The sequence below is a fragment of the Pelatocladus sp. genome (genome assembly GCF_059505505.1).
In genome coordinates this window covers 24,021-44,872 of record NZ_JCACKS010000220.1, presented here as the reverse complement: position 1 = coordinate 44,872, position 20,852 = coordinate 24,021, and the positions used below count along the sequence as shown (strand labels likewise).

At 41.6% G+C, this 20,852-nt stretch carries 12 protein-coding genes; 2 read left to right on the top strand and 10 right to left on the bottom strand.

Features of this window, described 5'->3' with window-relative positions; translation table 11 throughout:
* Positions 1–88: 88 nt before the first annotated feature.
* From AC5JMK_RS20285 to smc, 3 genes are all read right to left on the bottom strand, one after another.
* Positions 89–1,696, bottom strand: coding sequence for an NCS2 family permease (locus AC5JMK_RS20285; protein WP_495910898.1), 1,608 nt, complete (start codon positions 1,694–1,696; stop codon positions 89–91).
* 604 nt (positions 1,697–2,300) lie between these two features.
* Positions 2,301–3,296 (bottom strand): PRC-barrel domain-containing protein, encoded by a 996-nt coding sequence (locus AC5JMK_RS20280; protein ID WP_096677316.1) that lies wholly within the window; start codon positions 3,294–3,296, stop codon positions 2,301–2,303.
* A 59-nt stretch (positions 3,297–3,355) separates the two neighbouring features.
* A complete protein-coding gene (gene smc, locus AC5JMK_RS20275) occupies positions 3,356–7,069 on the bottom strand; it encodes a chromosome segregation protein SMC (RefSeq protein WP_495910897.1) in 3,714 nt (1,237 codons plus the stop codon).
* 393 nt (positions 7,070–7,462) lie between these two features.
* Between smc and AC5JMK_RS20270 the strand changes: the two genes are divergently transcribed.
* On the top strand, positions 7,463–8,056 hold the full coding sequence (locus AC5JMK_RS20270; protein ID WP_096677314.1) for a PDDEXK family nuclease: 594 nt from the start codon (positions 7,463–7,465) through the stop codon (positions 8,054–8,056).
* Between the two features lie 18 nt (positions 8,057–8,074).
* Here AC5JMK_RS20270 and AC5JMK_RS20265 read toward each other — a convergent pair whose 3' ends face one another.
* From AC5JMK_RS20265 to pcrA, 3 genes are all read right to left on the bottom strand, one after another.
* A complete protein-coding gene (locus AC5JMK_RS20265) occupies positions 8,075–9,061 on the bottom strand; it encodes a DNA-methyltransferase (protein ID WP_096677313.1) in 987 nt (328 codons plus the stop codon).
* Positions 9,062–9,105: 44 nt separating this feature from the next.
* Complete coding sequence (locus AC5JMK_RS20260; RefSeq protein ID WP_096677312.1) at positions 9,106–9,354, bottom strand: helix-turn-helix domain-containing protein; 249 nt, start codon at positions 9,352–9,354, stop codon at positions 9,106–9,108.
* A 61-nt stretch (positions 9,355–9,415) separates the two neighbouring features.
* Positions 9,416–11,752, bottom strand: a complete 2,337-nt coding sequence (gene pcrA / locus AC5JMK_RS20255) for a DNA helicase PcrA (protein ID WP_495910896.1) — start codon at positions 11,750–11,752, stop codon at positions 9,416–9,418.
* Positions 11,753–12,008: 256 nt separating this feature from the next.
* Here pcrA and AC5JMK_RS20250 point away from each other — a divergent pair, with 256 nt between their 5' ends.
* On the top strand, positions 12,009–13,196 hold the full coding sequence (locus AC5JMK_RS20250; RefSeq protein WP_495910895.1) for a sensor histidine kinase: 1,188 nt from the start codon (positions 12,009–12,011) through the stop codon (positions 13,194–13,196).
* Between the two features lie 102 nt (positions 13,197–13,298).
* On the opposite strand, the gene AC5JMK_RS20245 is transcribed toward AC5JMK_RS20250, so the two are convergent.
* From AC5JMK_RS20245 to hetF, 4 genes are all read right to left on the bottom strand, one after another.
* Positions 13,299–14,612, bottom strand: coding sequence for a TldD/PmbA family protein (locus tag AC5JMK_RS20245; protein WP_495910899.1), 1,314 nt, complete (start codon positions 14,610–14,612; stop codon positions 13,299–13,301).
* A 92-nt stretch (positions 14,613–14,704) separates the two neighbouring features.
* Complete coding sequence (locus AC5JMK_RS20240; RefSeq protein ID WP_096677308.1) at positions 14,705–15,571, bottom strand: Tab2/Atab2 family RNA-binding protein; 867 nt, start codon at positions 15,569–15,571, stop codon at positions 14,705–14,707.
* Positions 15,572–15,821: 250 nt separating this feature from the next.
* Positions 15,822–16,991, bottom strand: a complete 1,170-nt coding sequence (locus tag AC5JMK_RS20235) for a tetratricopeptide repeat protein (protein WP_096677307.1) — start codon at positions 16,989–16,991, stop codon at positions 15,822–15,824.
* Positions 16,992–17,238: 247 nt separating this feature from the next.
* Complete coding sequence (hetF, locus tag AC5JMK_RS20230; RefSeq protein ID WP_495910894.1) at positions 17,239–19,764, bottom strand: cell division protein HetF; 2,526 nt, start codon at positions 19,762–19,764, stop codon at positions 17,239–17,241.
* Positions 19,765–20,852 lie beyond the last annotated feature (1,088 nt).

Sequence of the window (20,852 nt, the reverse complement as noted above, 5' to 3'; positions counted from 1 at the left end):
CTAGGCGGGATACAGTTTCAACATGAAAAATTTTGACTTATGTGTACACCGTAGGATCAAGGAAACGGAGAACAGACGTCAACGAAGTTCAAACACTCGTTGACGGAGTTTTTAGCCTACGTCTTTCTTGCCAATCGACATAGAACAAGAGAATCGCCAGCATTATATAGCCAATAGCCCAAGGTGTACCAGTTCCAGCGCCTAAATTAACAACTGTATCTGCGACAGTCCAACGATAACTGTGCATTAATCCAACCCAGGAGATAACAGCAGCAAGCAAAGACCAATAGGCAGCTTGGCGAAACTTGCGCTCAATAATATAAACTGTTATGCCCGCTAAAATCATGGCAGAAAAAATAAACCCCTGTTCCAGAGCAAAAGCCCCATCAATATATGTATCGCTCAACTTAAACTGCTCAATTAAAGCTGGTGTCAAAGGTTTCTCTACTGTACCCAAACCTGCTGCTCGCAGCGCATTTTTGGCAATTAAAGCACCCCAACCAGCAATCCCCGGTAATAGTCCCACAACTACTGCTGGTGCATGGTGCGACGGCGTGGCTGTAAAGCTTTGAGCGACAATCACAATTCCAATCCACAACACAATTGCCATCCCCGCTTCGATCGGCACAAAGTAAGCCAGCATCGCTACAGTTCCAGTCAAGCAAAGCAAGCCCATAATTATGCCATTAAGTACAGAGTAACCAACTCTTGCTCCCAAAGCTTTCCAACCAGGATGACCAATATAAATAGTAGTCGGAAAACAGGAACCACAAATAGCAGCAACTAATGTACCAATACCATTTGCCGCCAGACAAGGAGCAGCCGGATAATTATCACCCGCAGCTTCCGCACTTTCTAAATTCTGGAGACTGCCAACAAGATTAAATAATCCCATTGGTAAAATAATGCTGAAATATTCCACCAAGACTGAACGACTGCTCCAAAATTTTCCTAGCCATAATCCAGGCAGATAAAACCCAATTGGTTGTAGGGTAGCGGCAAACTTAGCCTGATCCCAACTTAGCAAACCTGTTGTCCAAGCAAGGGCAATTCCTAAAATAACAGCTAACAAGCCACCGGGTATGTCAAATCGCACCCGCCCAAAATAAGTCACCAGAATTACACCAAGAGGCACTAAACCGACTACAGGATTGGCAAAAGTACGAAATAGAAAACCAATGGCAATAAAAGTCAGCGCAATACCGCCCAAAGTGGAAAGCAGTGCTGCACGGGGAGCGAGACGGCGCAGTGGCTCTCCTACCCAAGCCCCAGCAAATTCTATCAAACCCGAACCAAAGCAAGCCACAAGTCCTGCTTGCCAAGCCAATTCAGCAGCTTGTTCGCTAGATGCACCCCCAGAAATTGCCGCTAATCTTACAGGTAACATCACCAGAAAAATATAGGCAAACAGGCTGACGGTGTTAATTCCATAGGGCAAAGCAGTAATATCGTCCCGTTGCTCACGTTTGCCCTGCTCCTTGGCTAACCATGCATAATAGAGGTTGCCAACAATCAAACTTAAAGCAATTCCTGGCAAAATGCGCCCATAAACCAACGACGCAGGAAAGCCAAGCACTGTTTGACATAAATTAACAATCAATAAAATTTGAATAAAATTATCGAGCGCCAGCCCAAATAAACCATCAATATCTCTGCGAACAAACCAACGGGGTACTGTGGTTGTAGCGATTTCCATCTTTTTACTTTTGCTTTGGTCTTGCCGCTTTCACAATACCAGCTGTGGTATTACTGGTGATAGAGATTTTTATATCAGTTATCAGTTATCAGTTCACCTTCGTGTCTTTGTGCCTTGGTGGTTCAAAAGTCAATTTTTTAACTACTATAGCAGTTCTCGGTTGTGTCCAATACGTACCCCACCCCTTAATCCCCTCCCCGCTTGCGGGGCTGCGGTGTACACATAAATCCTCTGATCCCCCTAAATCCCCCTTTTTAAGGGGGACTTTGATTCTAGTTCCCCCTTTTTTAAGGGGGGTTAGGGGGGATCAAAACGCTACTAGGCAACTTTATAAGACTTCTGTGTACACCGCAGGCAAGCGGGGAGGGGAGGTTTTGCGTCAGCAAAGCCGGGGTGGGGTTCCGACTGTATTGCAATCGAGTGAGAAGTGCTATAAGACACTAAGACTCGAAGAAAAATACATTACACCATAAGCACTAAAGTGCTGACTACGAACTTTCAAAATTACCCCTCATTGAAAGATCCCCGACTTTTCTAAAGCCGGGGATCTATACTCGCAGATTATTAACCCTTGATCACTGATAACTGATCACTGTTAACTGATTTAATAGCCGCCTTCTTCTTCATACTCTGGCATTTTCTCTTTGACTTTCTTGGGAATGTTCACTGGTTGTGGGGGTTCGTCGTCCCAAGCGTCGCGCTTGAGGTCGTCGTCGTAATCTTCGTAATCTTCGACGTAGGATTTACTGGTGTAAGGTTGGGGTGGTTCGTAAGGTTGGGCTTCGTACCTATCTTTACCCGTAGCTTCACTCCAGTTGTCTTCTTCCTCTTCTTCTTCGTAGCGGATGGACTCGTAGGCTCGTGCTTCCATCACCCGTCTTTGAGGTGGACGTTCCTCTTCGTAATAGTCTTCGTCCCATTCCTTATCTGCTACAGGTTCGGGAGTGCGAATTTTGGGTTTAATTGGTTCAATGGGGACTCCACTTGGTAGTTGGTTCGCAGGTGCGACTTGACGCGGCGCGTAGTTGTAGTCGTCCACGTCTTCGCGTTCCCAAGGCGCTCTACCGATACCAAGGCGCTCTAGAACACCTACTGTTAACTGAGTTACCCGTTCTTCAGCCCCCTCGAAGACAATTAATCGGTTGGGGCCTGTGCTGACAATTTCTTCGATGGATAGTTCGTAGGTACTGAGGAAGGAATCAGGAATTTGGGGTAGTCCTAAAGAGGCGATGGTGATAGAATATATCTTCCCGGTCTCGCCGTTGAACTTGAAGCCCCGGACTTTTCCTAAGACTTCACCTGTTTCTGTAATTACTTCCCAACTTATCAGGTTGCTGAAAGCCTCAACCTCAATGTCTTCGATGACATCCTCGTTATCAACCAAAATTACATCCCCGATTTGGTTGATGTTGTTGAGGTACATATAGCGCGGTATGCCAGACACGGAGATCAGGCTGTCTCGTAAGCCAAGAGCCACAACCTCTCGCTGATCTACATCCACCCAGACTTGACTGACTATGCCTAGCCGTTTACCGTTGTCACGGGTAATCACCTGGGTATTTAAAATATCGGAACGCCTAATTATTTGTTCAGAGGTCATTCTATACCGAGTCCCTGATCTCGAATCCGGTTTATCTATACACTATTATTAACAAAAACTCAAGCCGATGTATTAGACGATTGTAACTTAATACCCAACACTTGAGTAAAAGCACCTCTGGCTTGAGTAACGCCAATTGTGCGTTCGGCTGATTCTATCATCGGGCGACGCAAACTCACAACTATAAATTGTGCTTGTTGCGCCTGTTGTTTAATCATTTTAGCTAATCGTTCCACGTTTGCTCCATCCAGAAACATATCTACTTCATCAAATGCATAAAACGGTGAGGGACGATATCTTTGGAGGGCAAAAATAAAGCTTAAGGCGGTGAGAGATTTTTCTCCCCCAGACATGGAAGCAAGGCGCTGTACTGGTTTACCTTTGGGGTGTGCGACTAAATTTAAGCCACTGATAAAGGGATCTTCGGGATTGTCGAGTTGTAAATAGCCGTCACCTTCAGAAAGAGTGGCAAAAATGGATTTAAAGTTTTCATTAACGGCGTCGAATGCTTCTTTAAAAGCACGCTGGCGGAGTGTGGTAAAGTTTTCAATTCGTAACAATAATTCGGTGCGTTCTGCTTCTAACGTCTGCAACTTTTGACTGAGTTCTTCTAACCGTTTTTGTGTACGTTCGTATTGTTCTAACGCCAGCATATTAACAGGTTCCATTGCTTGCAGGCGTTTGGCAAGCGATCGCAATTCTTTTTGCAACTCTTCTAAATCAACTTTATCTGGTACTTCTGGTAAGGGTGATGGTAAGTCAGCTACCACTGTTTGCAGTTGCGCTTGAAGATTGGCGAGTTCTTCCCGTCGTGTTTGCTGGGTTTCTTGGAGTTTTTGAATTTCCCACTCTAATTGTTGTTGACGCTGGGTGTCACCACGTAATTCCTGTTCGGTGCGATCGCGCTTTTGTTTTTCTTCTCCCAAATTCGCTTCCATTTCGCTCAAACGCTGGCGGGTTTGGGAGATTTGTTCGTCTGTGGTGGTGATTTCATTGGAGACGCGAAATTTCGTGTCTCTACATGATGTTTCTTGTCTTTGGTATTCAATAATACGCTGTTCTGATTCTTGAATTTTCTCCTGTAAGCGTTGTTGCCGATTTTCTAAGTCTTTGAGGTTTTGTTCGGCTGACCGTAACACCTGGTCACGTTGTTGCAATTGTTGCTCTTGTTCTTTAATCACAGCTTGGATTTGCTGCCATTCCTGGGGAGTTTGGGAGGCTTCCAACTCTGTGAGTGCGTGGCGTAGTTGTTGTAATTGTTGCTCCTGGTCTGGTAATTCCCGATCCAGAACTTCCAAGCGTGATTGAGCAGAAGTTAATTTTTCGGTATTTTGGCTAAGTTGCGATCGCGTGGTTTCTAACTGCGAAGTCAGGGTTTTGATTTCTTTTTGTAACTGTTCTAGCTGTAATTGCTGTTCGCGCCTAGTTTGACGTGCTTCTGTTAATTCTTGGGAAAGCTGTTTGGTGCGAGTTGCAAGAGATGCGATCGCCTCAGTACAACGTTCCAAAATTCTTTCAATATCCTCCAACCGCTTGCGTAGAGACGTTACATGTAAAGTCTCTACATGATCGCCCGCTTCACCACTACCAAAGCGTAACGCCGAACGTTGGAAAACGCTACCACCAGTCATCGCACCGCTAGTTTCTAACAATTCGCCTTCGAGGGTGACAATGCGGTAAAGTCCCAAATTTTTCCGCGCGTGTTCTAAGGTGGAAAACACGACTGTATTTCCGAAAACGTAAGCGAACACATCACGATAACGCGGCGCACATTCTACCAAATTCACAGCATAACCAATAAAACCTTGAGCCAAACGCAGCGTTGCATCATGGGTAAATCTGGGTGCTTGAATTTTATTTAACGGTAAAAAGGTTGCTCTCCCCGCCCGTCTTTGCTTTAATAATTCAATGCCAGCTGCGGCGACAGCATCATTTTCCACCACAATATGTCCCAACCGCGCCCCAGCAGAAATTTCCAAAGCTAGTTGAAAACGCGGTTCCACTCGTCCTAACTTCACAACCAGCCCACAAATCCCAGACATTCCTGATTGGAGAATGACTTTACTTGCACCAGTCCCTTGGACTTCTTGCTGTGCTTGCGCTTGTGCTTCTAATTTATCCAACTGGCGTTGTTTTTCGCGCTGTTCTTGTAAAAGGCGCTTTTGGGTTTCCTGTTGGATTTGTAATTCTTGTTCTGTAGCGGTGAGATTTGGCGTTAAGGTTTCGATTTGTTGTAGAGACGTTACATGTAACGTCTCTACATCAGAAATTTGGGATTGTTTATCAGCAATTTCTGGTTCTACTGTTTGAATTAACTGGGTTTGTTCTTGAATTTGCTGCTGTAGTTGATTGTTTCGTTCCCTTAGCTGCGCTTGTTCGGTGCGTTGGGGTTCGACCGTTTGCAGCAAAGTTTCAATTTGGCGATTGAGTGCAGTTTGTTGTTGTACCCACGCTTCGGAAGCTGATGCGATTTCTGCTGCTGCTTGGCGGGAATTTTCTAATTGTTGTTGAACTGCGTCGCGTTCTTGTTGTAGAGACGTTACATGTAACGTCTCTACATTTTGTTGTTGCACCAATTGTTCTATAGTTTGCTGATGCTGTTGAATTTCTTGCTGAGTTTGAGTTAAACGCTTGGCTGTTTCTTGGGATGCTGTTTCGAGTTCAGTTTGTTGACGCTGAAGTTGTTTACGTTCCGCTTCTTGATTTGCCAGAATTGCTTGTACTGCTAACAGTTCTTCTTCTCCCAATGCTTTCACACGGGCGTTGAGTTGGTCAAGTTCAAGATTTTTTTGGGTAATGTGGGTGTTAAGGTGAGTGAGTTGTTCAGTGAGTTCAGTAGAAGTGCGATCGCCTGCTTGAATTTGGTTTGCTAACTTTTCTTGATGATTTTGCAGGGTACGCCAAGATAAAACCGCTTCCCACTTTTGTTTTTCGAGATATTCAGTCCGGAGCTTTTGGTATTTTTCGGCTTTAGCTTTATCTTGCGACAAGCGATCGCACTGTGTAGTTAATTCGGTTTCAATAATTCGACAACTGTCTTCTTTTTCCCTAACTTCTTCCAGAGTATTTTTAGCTTGCTTAATTTTACGATCAAAAGAAGCCACCCCTGCCAACTCATCAATAATTTCCCGCCTTTCCCGCGCATTCATCGAAATAATGCTGGTAACGTCCCCTTGCAAAACGACGTTGTAACCTTCTGGATAAACCCGCAGACGCTCTAATTCTTCGTGTAACTCTGTCAGAGTAGTAGAAATTCCGTTAATGTAATAGTTTGAGGTATAAGTTCCTTGAGGAGTTACGCGTAATCTCCGAGTGACACTCCACTCTCCACCAGCGATCGCGCGGATTTTTTGTTTGCGATTTCTTTCGTCTTCTGTTGGTTCAACCTCCCCTTCCGTCCCCCCCGTGTACGGGGGGGATACAGGGGGGGTTTCGTCATCGAAAGTATCAACTTCGACAGTGGAAACAATCGGTTCCATATCTAAAAATTCATCTGGTTCATGATCCAATAAATCAAACGTCACCGTCACAATCGCTTCCACAGCACTACGAGACTTACTAGTTTGAGTTGTGTTGACAAGATCAGGTAGGCGATCGGCGCGCATTCCCTTAGAACTAGAAAGTCCTAAGCAAAACAGCAACGAATCAAGAATATTCGATTTCCCGGAACCATTCGGACCAGAAACGACAGTAAACCCCGATAGCAGAGGGACAGAGGTAGTGCCACCGAAGGATTTAAAATTGGTAAGTTCAACCCTTTTTATATGCACCATAGGCGCTAATTATTTGGCAAGGCGGAAAGTTCAAGTTTATCAGTGAAAGTTGTGAATAGTCATTGGGGATTGGGAAAAGGGGTGAGAAATTGGGGATTGGGGTAATAAGTAAAAAAGTTCTGAATTTTGAATTGATATTTCTCCCTTGTCGCCTGATTTTTCCAACGCAGTTTACATTTAGATTAAGTTTATTAAACCGCATCAAGCCTAGAAAGTGGAGAATTTAAGATAACAGACTATCCAATTTGTAAATACTACAACAGGACTGAAAAAGCCAGATGAGTTGTATAAGGAATTGTATAAGGTTGAATGATGTAGAAACAAAGCTTAACTCTCGCAATAAATAGGCAAAACTGCACTACTCTGGCTTAACTAACTCAGTGAGTAGTCAGTATGAAAATTGTGCAAGAAGTTTCTCTAATCAGTGTTGGAAGTTTTGAAGAATCAAGCGATTGGTCTATCATTAGAGCGGAAATTCGTGATGCTATTTCTCTAATTGTTCATCCTCCTGGTACATCCAGCTTTACCATCAATCCAGCAAAGCATGGTAATGGTGTCAAGCCAATTAAAGAAGCTTGTATGATTGCACTGAGGGATAAATTTGGATGGAAGTTGGAAACTTCAATTAACTATGCAACCAGATCACCAGGAAAAGTGGATGCAACAAAAGTTATTGACAACCATCTTTTTGCACTTGAGTGGGAAACAGGCAATATTTCCTCAAGCCATAGAGCAGTCAATAAAATGGTTCTGGGATTGCTACGTGGTGTTTTTCTCGGTGCTGTCTTGGTACTTCCAAGTAGAAAAATTTACCCTTATTTAACTGATCGGATAGGCAACTATGAAGAGCTAGAGCCATACTTTGATGTTTGGCGCTCAGTCCGACTTGAAGAGGGTTTTCTGGCAATCTTCGTGATTGAACATGATCAGATAGATCCTAATGTACCAACAATCACTAAAGGAACAGATGGTCGTGCTTTAGTTTGAATTTTTCTGTAGTAAAAGCTATGTAGAATAAGGAATTGGCAGTTGTAATGTATTTGTTTTGCGTTGCTTCAATTTTTTGTTTCCTCTTGCCGATTCCCATTGCTCTATTATTCCATTAGCCAAATCAGTCAATCGTTCTATTGCTGGCTCTGTATCACCAATTTCCGAACCAATCCAGTAACGGTGTAATTTTTCTGCTGCATAGAATGTAGTGCCAGAACCCCCAAATGGATCAAGCACAAGCTGCTCTGGATTGGATGCCATTGCAATAATCCGCTCTAGCATAATGGGAGCCAGTTCATTGGGAACTCGTTTTTTATGCCGACGATGCCGAACTGGTGGAATATCAGTCCACATTTCCTCTGCTAATGTCCATAAAATTTCTGTAGGATCAGCGTCAGGGACATCTTCCCAAACATCCTCCGGCGTATCCCAGACATCCATCAAATTAATACCCTTTTCATTGAGTTTTTTTCGATGTCCACCATAGTCACGAATTTCTCCACCACAATGCCGACAAACTTGAATTGGTGTATAAACTTTGTTGAAGACAGCTGGTTCTCCTTTGGTGTAATAGATCAGTCCGTAGTGAGCAGGAGACATTTTTTTACCTCTGGGAAAAGCCTTCGGCATTCTGCAAGCAATCCAATGCCGAAACCACATCCCCCTCTGATTGAGATATGCACCGTACTCTATGCACCATTTAGGCAGGTTGAAGACAAATAAACTGCCACCAGGTTTAAGTACTCGAATGCTCTCGCCAAGCCACTGTTTTGACCAGCCTAAATACTTATCCACCTCCATCTGATCACTGACACCTTCACCATATTCTTTACCAAGATTAAAAGGTGGATCAGCAAATACAAGGTCTACACACTCATCAGGTAACGCTGACAGAAGTTTAAGACAGTCTCCTTGATAGAGGATACCATGTTCACTCATATAAACCTGTTGCAATCCTTTTTGAGTTGCAACATCAGGTGCGATCGCTTGAAATGGGAGCATTGACTTAACCCTCAGTACGTTAGTATTGTTTGAGTCTACAAACTCTATTGACAATTGTAAATGGAGTTTTCTTTGGAAGTTGTGCTACGTGGCTGATAGGGTTTTCCAGTAGGTTGATTCTTATATCTTTCTACCTCAACAGTTTCTATGTAGTAGTAACGCCCAAGTTTGCAAGCTCCAATTTGACCATTTTTGATGAGGTCGTGAACTCGCTGACGGGTTACATTAAGTAACCTGGCAGTTTGAGTTACAGAAAGTAATTGGGAGTTGTCATCTGAACCAGAGTCGGTCATAAAACTAGAAGTACTTTAATTACTGGAGTTAGTTTTTTCCATATTGCATCCTCGCACTCCCCTAATCCACCCGTTGCAACTGTGCAACTTGAGGATCGATAATTTTTTGACCAAGGTGATCAAATTTAATTGCTACAGAAACTTTTTTCTCAGAACCAAAGACGTGTGTAATTTCACCTTCGCCAAAGATTTTGTGTAAGACGCGATCGCCTACTTGCCAATTTTCTGTAACGCTTTGTTTGGTTTTGGTTCCGCGCTGTGGTACATTTCCATTAGCTGTTTTTGTGTAAGCAACTCTACCAGGACGATGAGTAACTAATAATTCTTCGGGTAATTCGTCGAGGAATTGCGATCGCACTGCTGGTTCTCGACTACCATAAAGGCGACGTTCCCGCGCGTGGGAGATAAATAATCTTTCTTGGGCGCGAGTAATCCCCACATAACACAAACGGCGTTCTTCTTCCAAAGCTGAGGGATCGTTCATCGAACGGTAGTTAGGAAATAACCCCTGTTCTAACCCCACCATATACACCACAGGAAACTCTAAGCCTTTGGAAGCGTGGAGAGTCATCAACGAAACGGCTTTTTGTCCTTCTTTGAGATTATCTAAATCGGAACTCAAAGCTGCACTGGCGAGGAAATTTCCCAAGGAAACTTCTTCGTTTTCTTCTTGAAATTGCAGTACGGCGTTGAATAACTCTTGGACGTTTTCTACTCTGTCTTCTGCTTCGTCTGTTCCCTGATTCATCAAGTCTTGCACATAACCAGAGTCTTCTACTATACCTTGTAAAATATCGGAGGCTGGCATGGTTGCTAGTTCTGCTTGCCAACGGCTAATCATGGCTGCAAACTTATTTACAGATTTGGCAGAACGTCCAGCTAAGGTATTAACTGATGTTTCGTCGCTCAGTATTTCCCACAAAGTTGTGCCTAATTCTTGAGCTGCACCAACTAAGTTATCAATCGTCGCTTTACCGATTCCCCGGCGAGGAGTGTTAATCACCCGTAATAAACTGAGTGTATCAGCTGGGTTAGCGATCGCTCTTAAATAAGCGAGTACATCTTTAATTTCTTTGCGGTCATAAAACTTTAACCCGCCAACAACAGTGTAGGGAATTTGCGCTCGGACTAAAAGATCCTCAAAGGGGCGAGATTGAGCATTCGTACGATAAAGAATCGCAAAACTTCCCCAATCTAATTCCGGGTTTTCTCTTTCTAAATTGCGAATTTGATTAATAACAAATTCGGCTTCAACAATTTCGTCATCAGCTTTGAAAAAATAAATCTGTTCGCCTGCACCTCTAGTGGCGCGTAGAATTTTATCAATGCGTTGGGTGTTGTTTTCGATCAGTTCGTTGGCAGCTTGCAGAATATTTTCACAGGAGCGATAATTTTCTTCTAATTTTACCATTGTCCTGGTATCATCATCCTGTAAACCATCGCCGAAGTCCTGCTGAAACTCTAGCAAAATCGTAAAGTCAGCCATTCTAAAAGAATAGATTGATTGGTCAGCATCACCTACTACAAAAACTGAGCGATCGCTCCAATCCCAGTTATTCTTATTGTTTTCACCATGTGTTACTAATAACCGAATTAAATCATATTGAGTCCGGTTAGTATCTTGATATTCATCTACTAATATATGATGAAACTTGCGATGCCAATAACCCAAGACCTGCTCGTTTTGCTGAAATAATTTTACAGGTACAAGAATCAAATCATCGAAATCCAGGGCATTATTTTCTGCTAGCCGTTCTTGATATCTATTGTAAACTTCAGCTATCACTCTTCCCCGATAATTTGGCTGTTCTCTCTCAAAATATTGAGGTGATAAACCTTTATTTTTGGCATTACTAATAGCGTAGCGTACTGAACGCGGTTCAAATTTTTTATCGTCCAGGTTTAACTGTTTTGTAACTATTTCTTTTACCAGACTCTGAGCGTCGGATTCATCAAAAATGGAAAAATTACGGTTCCAACGTCGTCCTTTTTCGTCTTGATATTTTTCAATATCAAAGCGGAGAATCCGAGAAAACAAACTATGGAAAGTACCACACCATAAATCTTTGATATAAGTACGCCAAACTCGCGATTTTAGCTTGCCTTGATCGTATTCTGGTAGTAGATCAAAACGTTCACCAAATTCTGCGATCGCTAACTGTTCAGCAAATAACTTCTGAATCCGGTCTTTCATTTCCCGCGCTGCTTTATTGGTGAAAGTCACTGCGAGGATATTTTCAGGATCGACACGATGTTGCAAAATCAGATTAGCAATCCGATAAGTTAGCGCTCGTGTTTTACCGGAACCTGCACCAGCAACAACTAGCAAAGGTCCACAAAAGTGTTCAACGGCGCGGCGTTGACTGGGGTTAAGGTGACTGAGAAAGTCAATAGTCATTAGTCAATTATCAAGGGTCAAACAATTTTGGATTTTGGATTTTAGATTACTCTGGATTTTGGATTTATTCTACATAGCGAAATATATTTTTTCACATTAACTTGTTTATTTTGACAAAAAATGTTTCCTAAATTAGCTTTGCTTTCACTTTTTATATAGTATTTAAACTCTATATACCGGAGATTTGACAGTGGATTTTTGGAGTAACTTTTTTTATAGCGGGAATTTTATCCCACATGGTCATTGTTACCTATGGATGCCGGAGTTAGTATGGGTACATATCTTAGCAGATTCGCTCATTGCTCTGTCTTATTACTCAATTCCACTGACACTGATTTATTTTGTCTGTAAGCGGGAAGATGTACCATTCAAGAGTGTTTTTCTCTTGTTTGGAGCTTTTATCGTCTCTTGTGGTACCACCCATATTATGGGAGTGTGGACACTTTGGCATCCAGATTATTGGTTATCAGGTGCTATTAAATCTGTCACAGCTTTGGTTTCTGTTTATACTGCTTTGACCATAATACCTCTAGTGCCTCAAGCATTAGCTCTTCCTAGCCCAGCGCAACTAGAAGCAGCGAATAAGGCTTTACAAACAGAAATTCTAGAACGTAAGCGAGTAGAACAAGAATTGCGCCAATATAAAGAAAATTTGGAAGAATTGGTAGAACAGCGTACAGGAGAACTTGCCAACACCAATGAACTACTCCAGCAAGAAATTCTTCAACGTCAACAGTCTCAAGAAAAAATGGCGTTGTTATTAAAAGAGTTAGAAAGTACTAATAAAGAATTAAACGATTTTGCCTATATAGTCTCCCATGATTTAAAAGCACCGCTCAGGGGAATTAGCTCATTATCAGAATGGTTAGTATCTGATTATGCAGACAAGTTGGACGATGAAGGTAAGGAATTAATTAATCTGCTAATTGCTAGAGTAAAAAAAATATATAGTTTAATAGATGCAATATTGCAATACTCGCGAATTGGACGCATTAAAGAAGAAATCAGGCGAGTAAATTTAAATGATGTCGTCACAGAAGTCATTGAATTACTCGAACCCATCGAAAATATTCAAATAGATATAACTAATGAATTACCTATAGTTTATTGTGAAGAAACTCGTATAGAACAAGTTTTTCAAAATTTATTGAGTAATGCCATTAAATTCATAGATAAACCACAAGGTAAGATCACAATTGCTTGTACTGAAAAGAATGGATATTGGCAAATCAGTGTTAAAGATAACGGTTGTGGTATTGAAAAAGAACATTTTGAGCGCATATTTAAAATTTTTCAAAAACTATCTGACAACAAAAACTCAGATAGTACTGGTATTGGATTAGCCATAGTTAAAAAAATTGTAGAAATGTATGGCGGAGAAGTTTGGGTAGAATCAGAGTTAGGTGTAGGTACTACCTTCTTTTTTACATTGAAGAAGCAGTAATAGGGATTGGGGACAAAACAATTAAAAATTAAAAACTTTTTGACTTGTTGCTGATCCCCAATCCCCAATATGAGCGGATAATATTAAGTGTTGAAACGAAATTCAATTATTTCTACCAGTTACAGATAGTCCTTCCACAATGAGAGAAGGAGTATAACACGAACCATTCCAATCAGCGTCGCCACCTAGTTTAGCTATTTGTTTGAGTGCAGTATAAACGTTACCTGCCACCATCGTATCCTTTACACGTCCTACTACCTGACCATTTTGGACACGATAGCCTAAATCTACGTTGATAGAAAAATCACCAGAAATGCCACTACCAGCACCCAACATTTGATCCACAATTAAACCATCATCCAGTAACTTAATTAATTCTGTTAGTGATCCTGAACCAGGTTGGATGAGAAAATTAAATAAGCCAGGGGTGGGATAACTACCCAAACCCGGACGAAAACCATTACCAGTGGAAAAACTACTAAGTTGACTTGCGGTGGTGCGATCGCAGTAAAAATTTTGTAATTCTCCGTTTTGGATAAACACCATAGGCTGAGTCGGAGTACCTTCATCATCAAAAGGACAACTGTAGGGTCCTGCTTCAGGATCTTGGTAAAGGGTAAGGGAGGGAGAAACTACTAACTTACCAATGCGTTCTGCCCAAGGAGAAGCCCCTTCCAGTAAACGTTTGGCATTTAACGCAGCTTGCACAGTACCCCACAGCATATCAGCCGCTTTAGAAGTAAACAAAACTGGGACACGACCATGAGGCGGTGGAACGTTTTCTTTTGTCCAATCCAGATGCTGTAAAATTTGGTGAGCAAGTTTTTTCGGTTGGAGGTTGTCACGTTCGGTTTCACCATCGGAAACACTTAAAATATCGTCTCCCCGTACCCATTCAGCCGAAAGATAGCAACTGAGAGTAGTGTCATTGTAGTAACAATCGAGACCTTTAGTATTTACGAGTCTAGTAGTTTCCACATCACATTCCCAGTCGCCGTTGCAAACAACTTCTGAGTAAACGTCACGAATCAGGGCGATTGTTTCTTTACCCCACTCCACTAATTTTTCTACTGTTACATTTTGCCCTAAGTCAGGGTAAGAGGGCTGGAAGTTACTGCCTAACTCCAAGGTTTCCGGTTGATTTAGCTGACTCAAAGATAAGGCGCGTTCTACCAAAGCTTGTGGTTCCATAATCCCATAGGCTACTGCCAGTCCCGGACGTCCATTAGACCATAATCTTAATGCTGTACCCTCAGCTTGGCTAGTTTCTAGCTGCTTGAGACGGTTTGCCTCAAAAAATACTGGTCGAGAAAGCGATCGCGATTGATAAACTTCAGCAGCTTCTGCTCCGGCTTTTAAGGCTAGTTCCAGCAACTGTTCTGCTAGTGTATCTTTTGGTAACTTTTTAGACACCATGTTTTGTACTGGCAGTGAGAGATGGGGAGTGTGGGGAGTGTGGGGAGTAAACAAGCAACTACTAACCACCAACAACTATTCCCCAATTCACTTTAAGACAGATTGATCTCACACAACAGCCAAAATCCTGCAAAAGATTCGGATTGGGGATCAGACTGCACCCCAATAAAATGCACTCCCTTGGCTTTTTGCTTGGCTTGTTCAAAATTTCTTGCTTCTGACAGAATTTGAGGTTTTTTGAGATTCGCTAAAATCCAGCTTTCTGTTGCACCAGTTTCTAAAAGCAATCTTCCTCCTTGGGGATTGTCGTCAAATCTCAACCAAGCTAAATCTAATCCAGACATCCAGCCTGCTAGAGGTAAGGCTCTTGGTGAGAAAATCAAGATACCAGGAATGTTAGTTTCAACAGAAATTTGTGCTAACTCCAAGGGAAATCCTTCACCAAAGTCAATTTCCCACTCAGACATATCAAACAATTCTGATGCTGGTAAAGTCACAAATCCCCATTGTTGCCATTCCAAAGCATCTGGTAAGCGTTGAGGTAAAGGTGCTTCTAAACGTACCGAGGGATTTATCCCGCCTTCATACCCTGGTTCTTGTGGATACACTTGTTCAATCCGCTGCTGTAACCATTGATTAAGTATCAAAGTCCGTCGGCTTGGCTGTGCTGGAATACCAATATCACCACAAGCTTTGGTAATCATATTATTCATTTGGCGACGGAAAAAGCGGATTTTAATCGGTGCTTCTCCTGCTTTATCTATTGCTTGCTGCAAAGCGGTTCGCAGCCATACAGAGTTTACCTGGGTACTGGGGCAATACTGAGCATAGCGAAACAAAGAATCAATTTTGGTGCGCGTATCTAAGGGACTTTCGCACACTAGAACTTCCCAAACTTTTTTCTGATTTTCGTCCAAAATTGGACGGGAGTAAAAATCAAGTTCCCAAATACTGCCCATGTGATGCCGTTACAATTTGGCTACTTTTTTCTATATCTTCATCATACGAGCCTATGTGTAGCGTCGGAGTAAAGATAGGGATGTTGTTAGCCAAGAAAAAACTCGATAAACGCTAGATATAAATAAAAACAATCTAAATTTTTATTAAAATTTGCTATTTTAGAAACAATCCATTTATTGAGTGTCCTAAGCCTCTACAGGAAGCTTAGGATTTTTTTTTGATTATTAGTCATTATCTGGGATAATTCGCCTAAATTAAGCCCATTTCTTGCAATCCTTGCCGCAATCGCTGTGCTTCTTGGGGATTAAATTTTTCATGCAAAGCGATCGCTCTACTAAAGGCAACTAAACTAGCCTGTAAATTACCGACTTTGAGTAGTACAACGCCTAGATTTTGATATGCATCTGCGTAGTTAGGGTTGATCCCAATAGCTTTTTGATAGCAGGCGATCGCATCTGTGTATAAACCCATTGCCTTGAGAGTCATACCCAAATTGTAATGACCTGTGGCAAAATTGGGGTCAATCTTCAAAGTATTTTCATAAGCAATCTTGGCATTATTTAAATCTCCAGCTGTTTTGAGTAAATTACCTAAATTGTTGTAAGCACCTAGTTTAAGCATAGGATAAATAGGTAATTTAATTGCAGCTTGATAATGAGCAACAGCCTGTTTTAGATTTTGTAATCGACTGTAAGCAATACCTAAATGATAGTAAAGTTCATACAAAATATCATAATTGTCTTCTGCGGTAGTTACTCCTCTTGCTAATAATTCCACACCTTCGGGAATTTTTCCAGTTTCGACATACAATGCCCCTAGTTTACTGCAAACATAGGGATCATCAGGATGAGTTGTTAAAAACTCTTCCATTGCTGCTTGTGCTTTAGCATATTTGTTATTTTGGTTAATTGCATGTTTTTCATAACCAGAATGTAGAATTGCTACACCCTGCAAATAACCTACTTGCCATTGTGGCTCTTTGGATAAAATTTCAGTGACGCTATCATCAACTAAAGCATGATAAGGGCGGGAAAAATAGATATCTGGATGATGACGAAATAAACGAGAAACTAAGGAATAGGGAGATTGTACCGCCCCGACTTCTTGACGAACTAGATTAATCAGTAAATATTCTTCTCTGTAGATCGCCTCTTGCAATTGGGGTACAACTTTCTGTGCAAGACTTTCATCTGCATCTAAAACGAGAACCCAATCACCTGTAACATACTTTAGGGCTGCATTTCGGGCTGCACTGAAATCATTGCACCATGGAAACTCATGCACCTTTGCACCAAATTTTTTCGCTATATGCACGGTGCGATCGCTCGAACCTGTATCTAGTACTATGATTTCGTCTACCACATTTTTGACGCTGCCCAGACATTTGGGAAGTGCTTTTTCTTCGTCTTTGACAATCATGCACAGACTGAGCTTCATAAGTTGATCGTATTCTTCTTTAGAATTTATATAAATACAAGCAACTTTTATTTTGTGCGAAAATCAATATCAAATAAAGGGCATCATGAGAAATTAGTTCTCAAGCTTGTGATACTCAATGAGGTTCCAAAAACTCAAAACCTTAACTGATACCATTTCACGTTAACTACGATACATATAAACTTATAAATTCCGTAATATTACGCTTAGTTGTTAATTTATTTGTTAATTATTGAGTTTTACTATTTATTTTTAATAGAGACTCCCAATCTTGAATTGCTTCTTCAGGCCACATCCAATTGTTAGCCAATTTACTTTTTTGAAAACTAATAGGATCATCTTTGATAACCATTTGCCGCAGTTTTATTGCTTCGTTAATATATTGATCTCGTTTAGAATCTGGCTGATTACGTGCAGATTTGTATAATCCAATAGCTAATCCTGCGTAAGCCGTTAAAGCATCCTGAGTTTCTTGTTTTGGTTTGGCTACGACATTGCTGACTGATGCATTCTGTTTGACAGCTGCATTCAGTGCTTTAAACCAAGAGTCGTTGGCACGATTGAGATTGCCTTCTGTGTAGTAAGCAAAACCTAAAGCATTAGAATATAAAAGGGAATTTGGTTGTGTTTTCACGGCATTTTCCCAAAATCGACGGGCATCATCGACACTATATCTAGTGTCTTTGATTTGGGCAAATTGCCATGCTAACCGTCCTTTCAAAAAGTTGACAAAAGGATTGTCTAACTTATCGGCAGAAATAAGATCAAGGGCTGTTTTCGCATTATCTAAAGCATTACGATCAAGAAGTGCTTCTACAGCTAATAGTCCATTTTGTAAGTCACCCTTGCTGAGTTTATCAGTAGCATAAGCGGTGACAATTCCAGTGGCCTCTGTTTTGAGATTAATCGGTGAGAGACTGGGACTAGATTTCGATGGTGTGGGAATTCCTGGTAGATCAGATAGAGTAGGAGTTTGTTGATTTTGCCGCCACCAATTTATACCTACAAATATTGCGATCGCACTCACTCCGACAACACTAATTAGAGATAACAACTGGCGTCTAGCACGTCGTCTATAAGAAGCTTTCTGAGAAGGAGTAATATAAGAAGAAACAAAAGTAGTTTGCCAATCTGCATCTGTACCTAAGTTGTCATCAACAGCTACTTCATCCCTTCCTGGTGCAATTTGTCTGTTTGGGGCTAATTGCGGTTCAAATTCTCCCCATAAAGCATCTATCTCTTCATTCTCATCTATATTACTTTCATGCTCTTCTTCATCTTCTCCTATGAGTTTAGCTGTCATCGAAGTTTGCTCGTTACCATCTATTTGACTGCCTAGTTCACCAAATATCTCGGCAACGAAATTAGAATCTTGAGCATAGGTTGGATCATCAGATTCAATTTCATCTACTAAATCGCCCCAGGTTTCTTCACCTAGCCAGTCTCTGTTCGAGGATTCTTGTGTCAGGTCGGAGGGCATCATATTATCAATCGGCAAAGACAGACTAGTACTATCTGCTGTGGCTGAGTATAATTCTGGTGTTCCTCCTACAGCCTGCTCATAATCGTTGAGTAATTTTGTGGTTTGGGGTGCATCAGTTTCTGGTCCAAGATAACCATTAAAATCTTTGTCCAGATACAAAATAGGCAACGCCCAATACATCTGATGTGATCCATAGGCAGAAATTAAGCCTTGCCGTACTCGACTCACACACAGATCTACAGGATATCCCTGAGCAAGGTTGCGGTAAAATAACTGCGTCAATGTCAGTGCAACTTCATCAGGAATACGTTCTGACATTGCCAGAACACTCCTGATACCCCGCTTCACTAAGCTTTCGGTAAGATTGCGTTCACCAGTTTCTTGTGTGGGATCACAAGTAGCTGCATATGCCCCTAAGCAGGAATTAAACACTGCCATTTGAATGTTATTGTTGACGAGTAAGCCTGCTAAGTCGTCTCCACTGAGTGTTTCCGTAAGCCCTGTTCTACTACTGACAAGATAAATTTCGCCGCCATTGGGACCTAAGTTACTATGGCCGGAGTAGTGCAGGATGTGATAGCGTCTTTGTTCAAGAACTTGTGTTAATTCCTCTCTACCTGGTTGTTCTAACAAAGTTAATTCAATTCCTGGTAGATAAGCCCCAGTTTCCGAGAAGCGTGGTGATTGACGATGCAGTTCCGCTTGTAGTTCTTCGGCTTCTTGTTTGAGATAATTTAAACGAGTTCGATCATTAGGAGAAGCAATAATCATCAATACTCTGATCCCACCTTCTTCTGACGGTGTCAGCAGATTTGATGGGAGACGAGATGCAGCATTAATTCCAGATTGGAAGCGAGAAAAAGCAATGTACGGCCCCGTAGCTATGGGGCGATCGCCTGCGTGCATCACTTCCCAAGGCAAACGTGCCAACCGATTATCTTTTAATCCTAAACGTAACCGCAACACACCTTGGCGATTTTGGGCGATACCTTGGGCAGCCATCCAACTATCTCTAAGGGTGCCTTTAAACAATTTTTCGTAAAAGTCCCGACCCAATGCTGCTAAGTTGAGAGAGTTTCTGGCGATCGCATCTCCCTGTAACACTAACTTCAATGGATCATTCATCAAATGTCCAGCAGCTGTCAACCAATCAGCTACAGGCCAAGTCACCAGTTCTTCTGCCAACGGCACTCCCTGCGCGACTCTTTCCGTCCGCACCAAGTAGTCGTTTTGCCCTACAGGGGTTACGGAAATTTGAAATTCCTGGGTCACAATTTCTCCTGTTTGCCTCCTACTGATCCGGTTTTACACGCGATTCATTTTCAAGTTAATGTTTCGCTGTTTATGATACATTTAGATGCATTTTGCAACTGAGATGTTTCTGATTGCAGTTGTTTTGCTGCTTTTGCAACTTCTACAACTTTAATCCGGATTTTGTCGGCTGTGCCTAGAACATTTTTATTGGTAGATGCACCTTGATCTTTAACTCCCCTGTTTGGCTAATACACTCTGGGGAGTTTTTCTATCTTTACCAGAAAAACGTCCCCTATGTAACAAAATTTTATCTTTGCTTTTCACTCAAAGGCTAGAAACTGACATCAGGTAAGGAAAAAGAGATTCAAAATAATCTTTTGTTTACCCCTGCTTTTGCTACCCACTCCTCTAAAATACTGTTGGCTGATGCTGGGTTGAATATCATAATCTGCTCAATTATTTATCAAAAAAAATTCACCGCGTCACCACATCACCGTGTCTTCGCGTCCAGTCTTAATGATAAGTATTCAAGCGGACTTGATATGATCCCTGGTTTGCCCACATATTAGTTTGTACCAGAGGTCATAGCACGTTTGGTACATCTAGTGGAATGGTGAAAAATTTCTCCATTTACCGTAAAAAGCTGGAAAATTTATCCTGATGGCAATATAGACAACCAGAATTGTGAATTAGTAAATATACCCTGGTAACTCTGCTTCCCTAGTTGGCTATCAAGCACTAGGGGATTTTTATTTTTACACCCAGTTTTTGTAGAAACTAGGGTGTGTAAGTATAGGTCTAATTCATAATCTTGCCACAAATGGAAGATTTTTTCGGATATTAGATATAAAACCAGAAAGGTAAAAAAGCCAACCTAATTCCAAATGAGAAATTCACAATTGTTATGCCCTATTTTCCATACTCTGTTTTCTATACCCTACTATCCGCTTAGTCCCATATTTTGATACCCCTAGTGTTTGCATCCAAATCTCTACTAACGATTTTGCTCTCAAAAAAAAGATTGGTAGATGGCTGACTGATAGATGACTGGTAGATGACTGGTAGATGACTGGTAGATGACTGGTAGATGACTGGTAGATGACTGG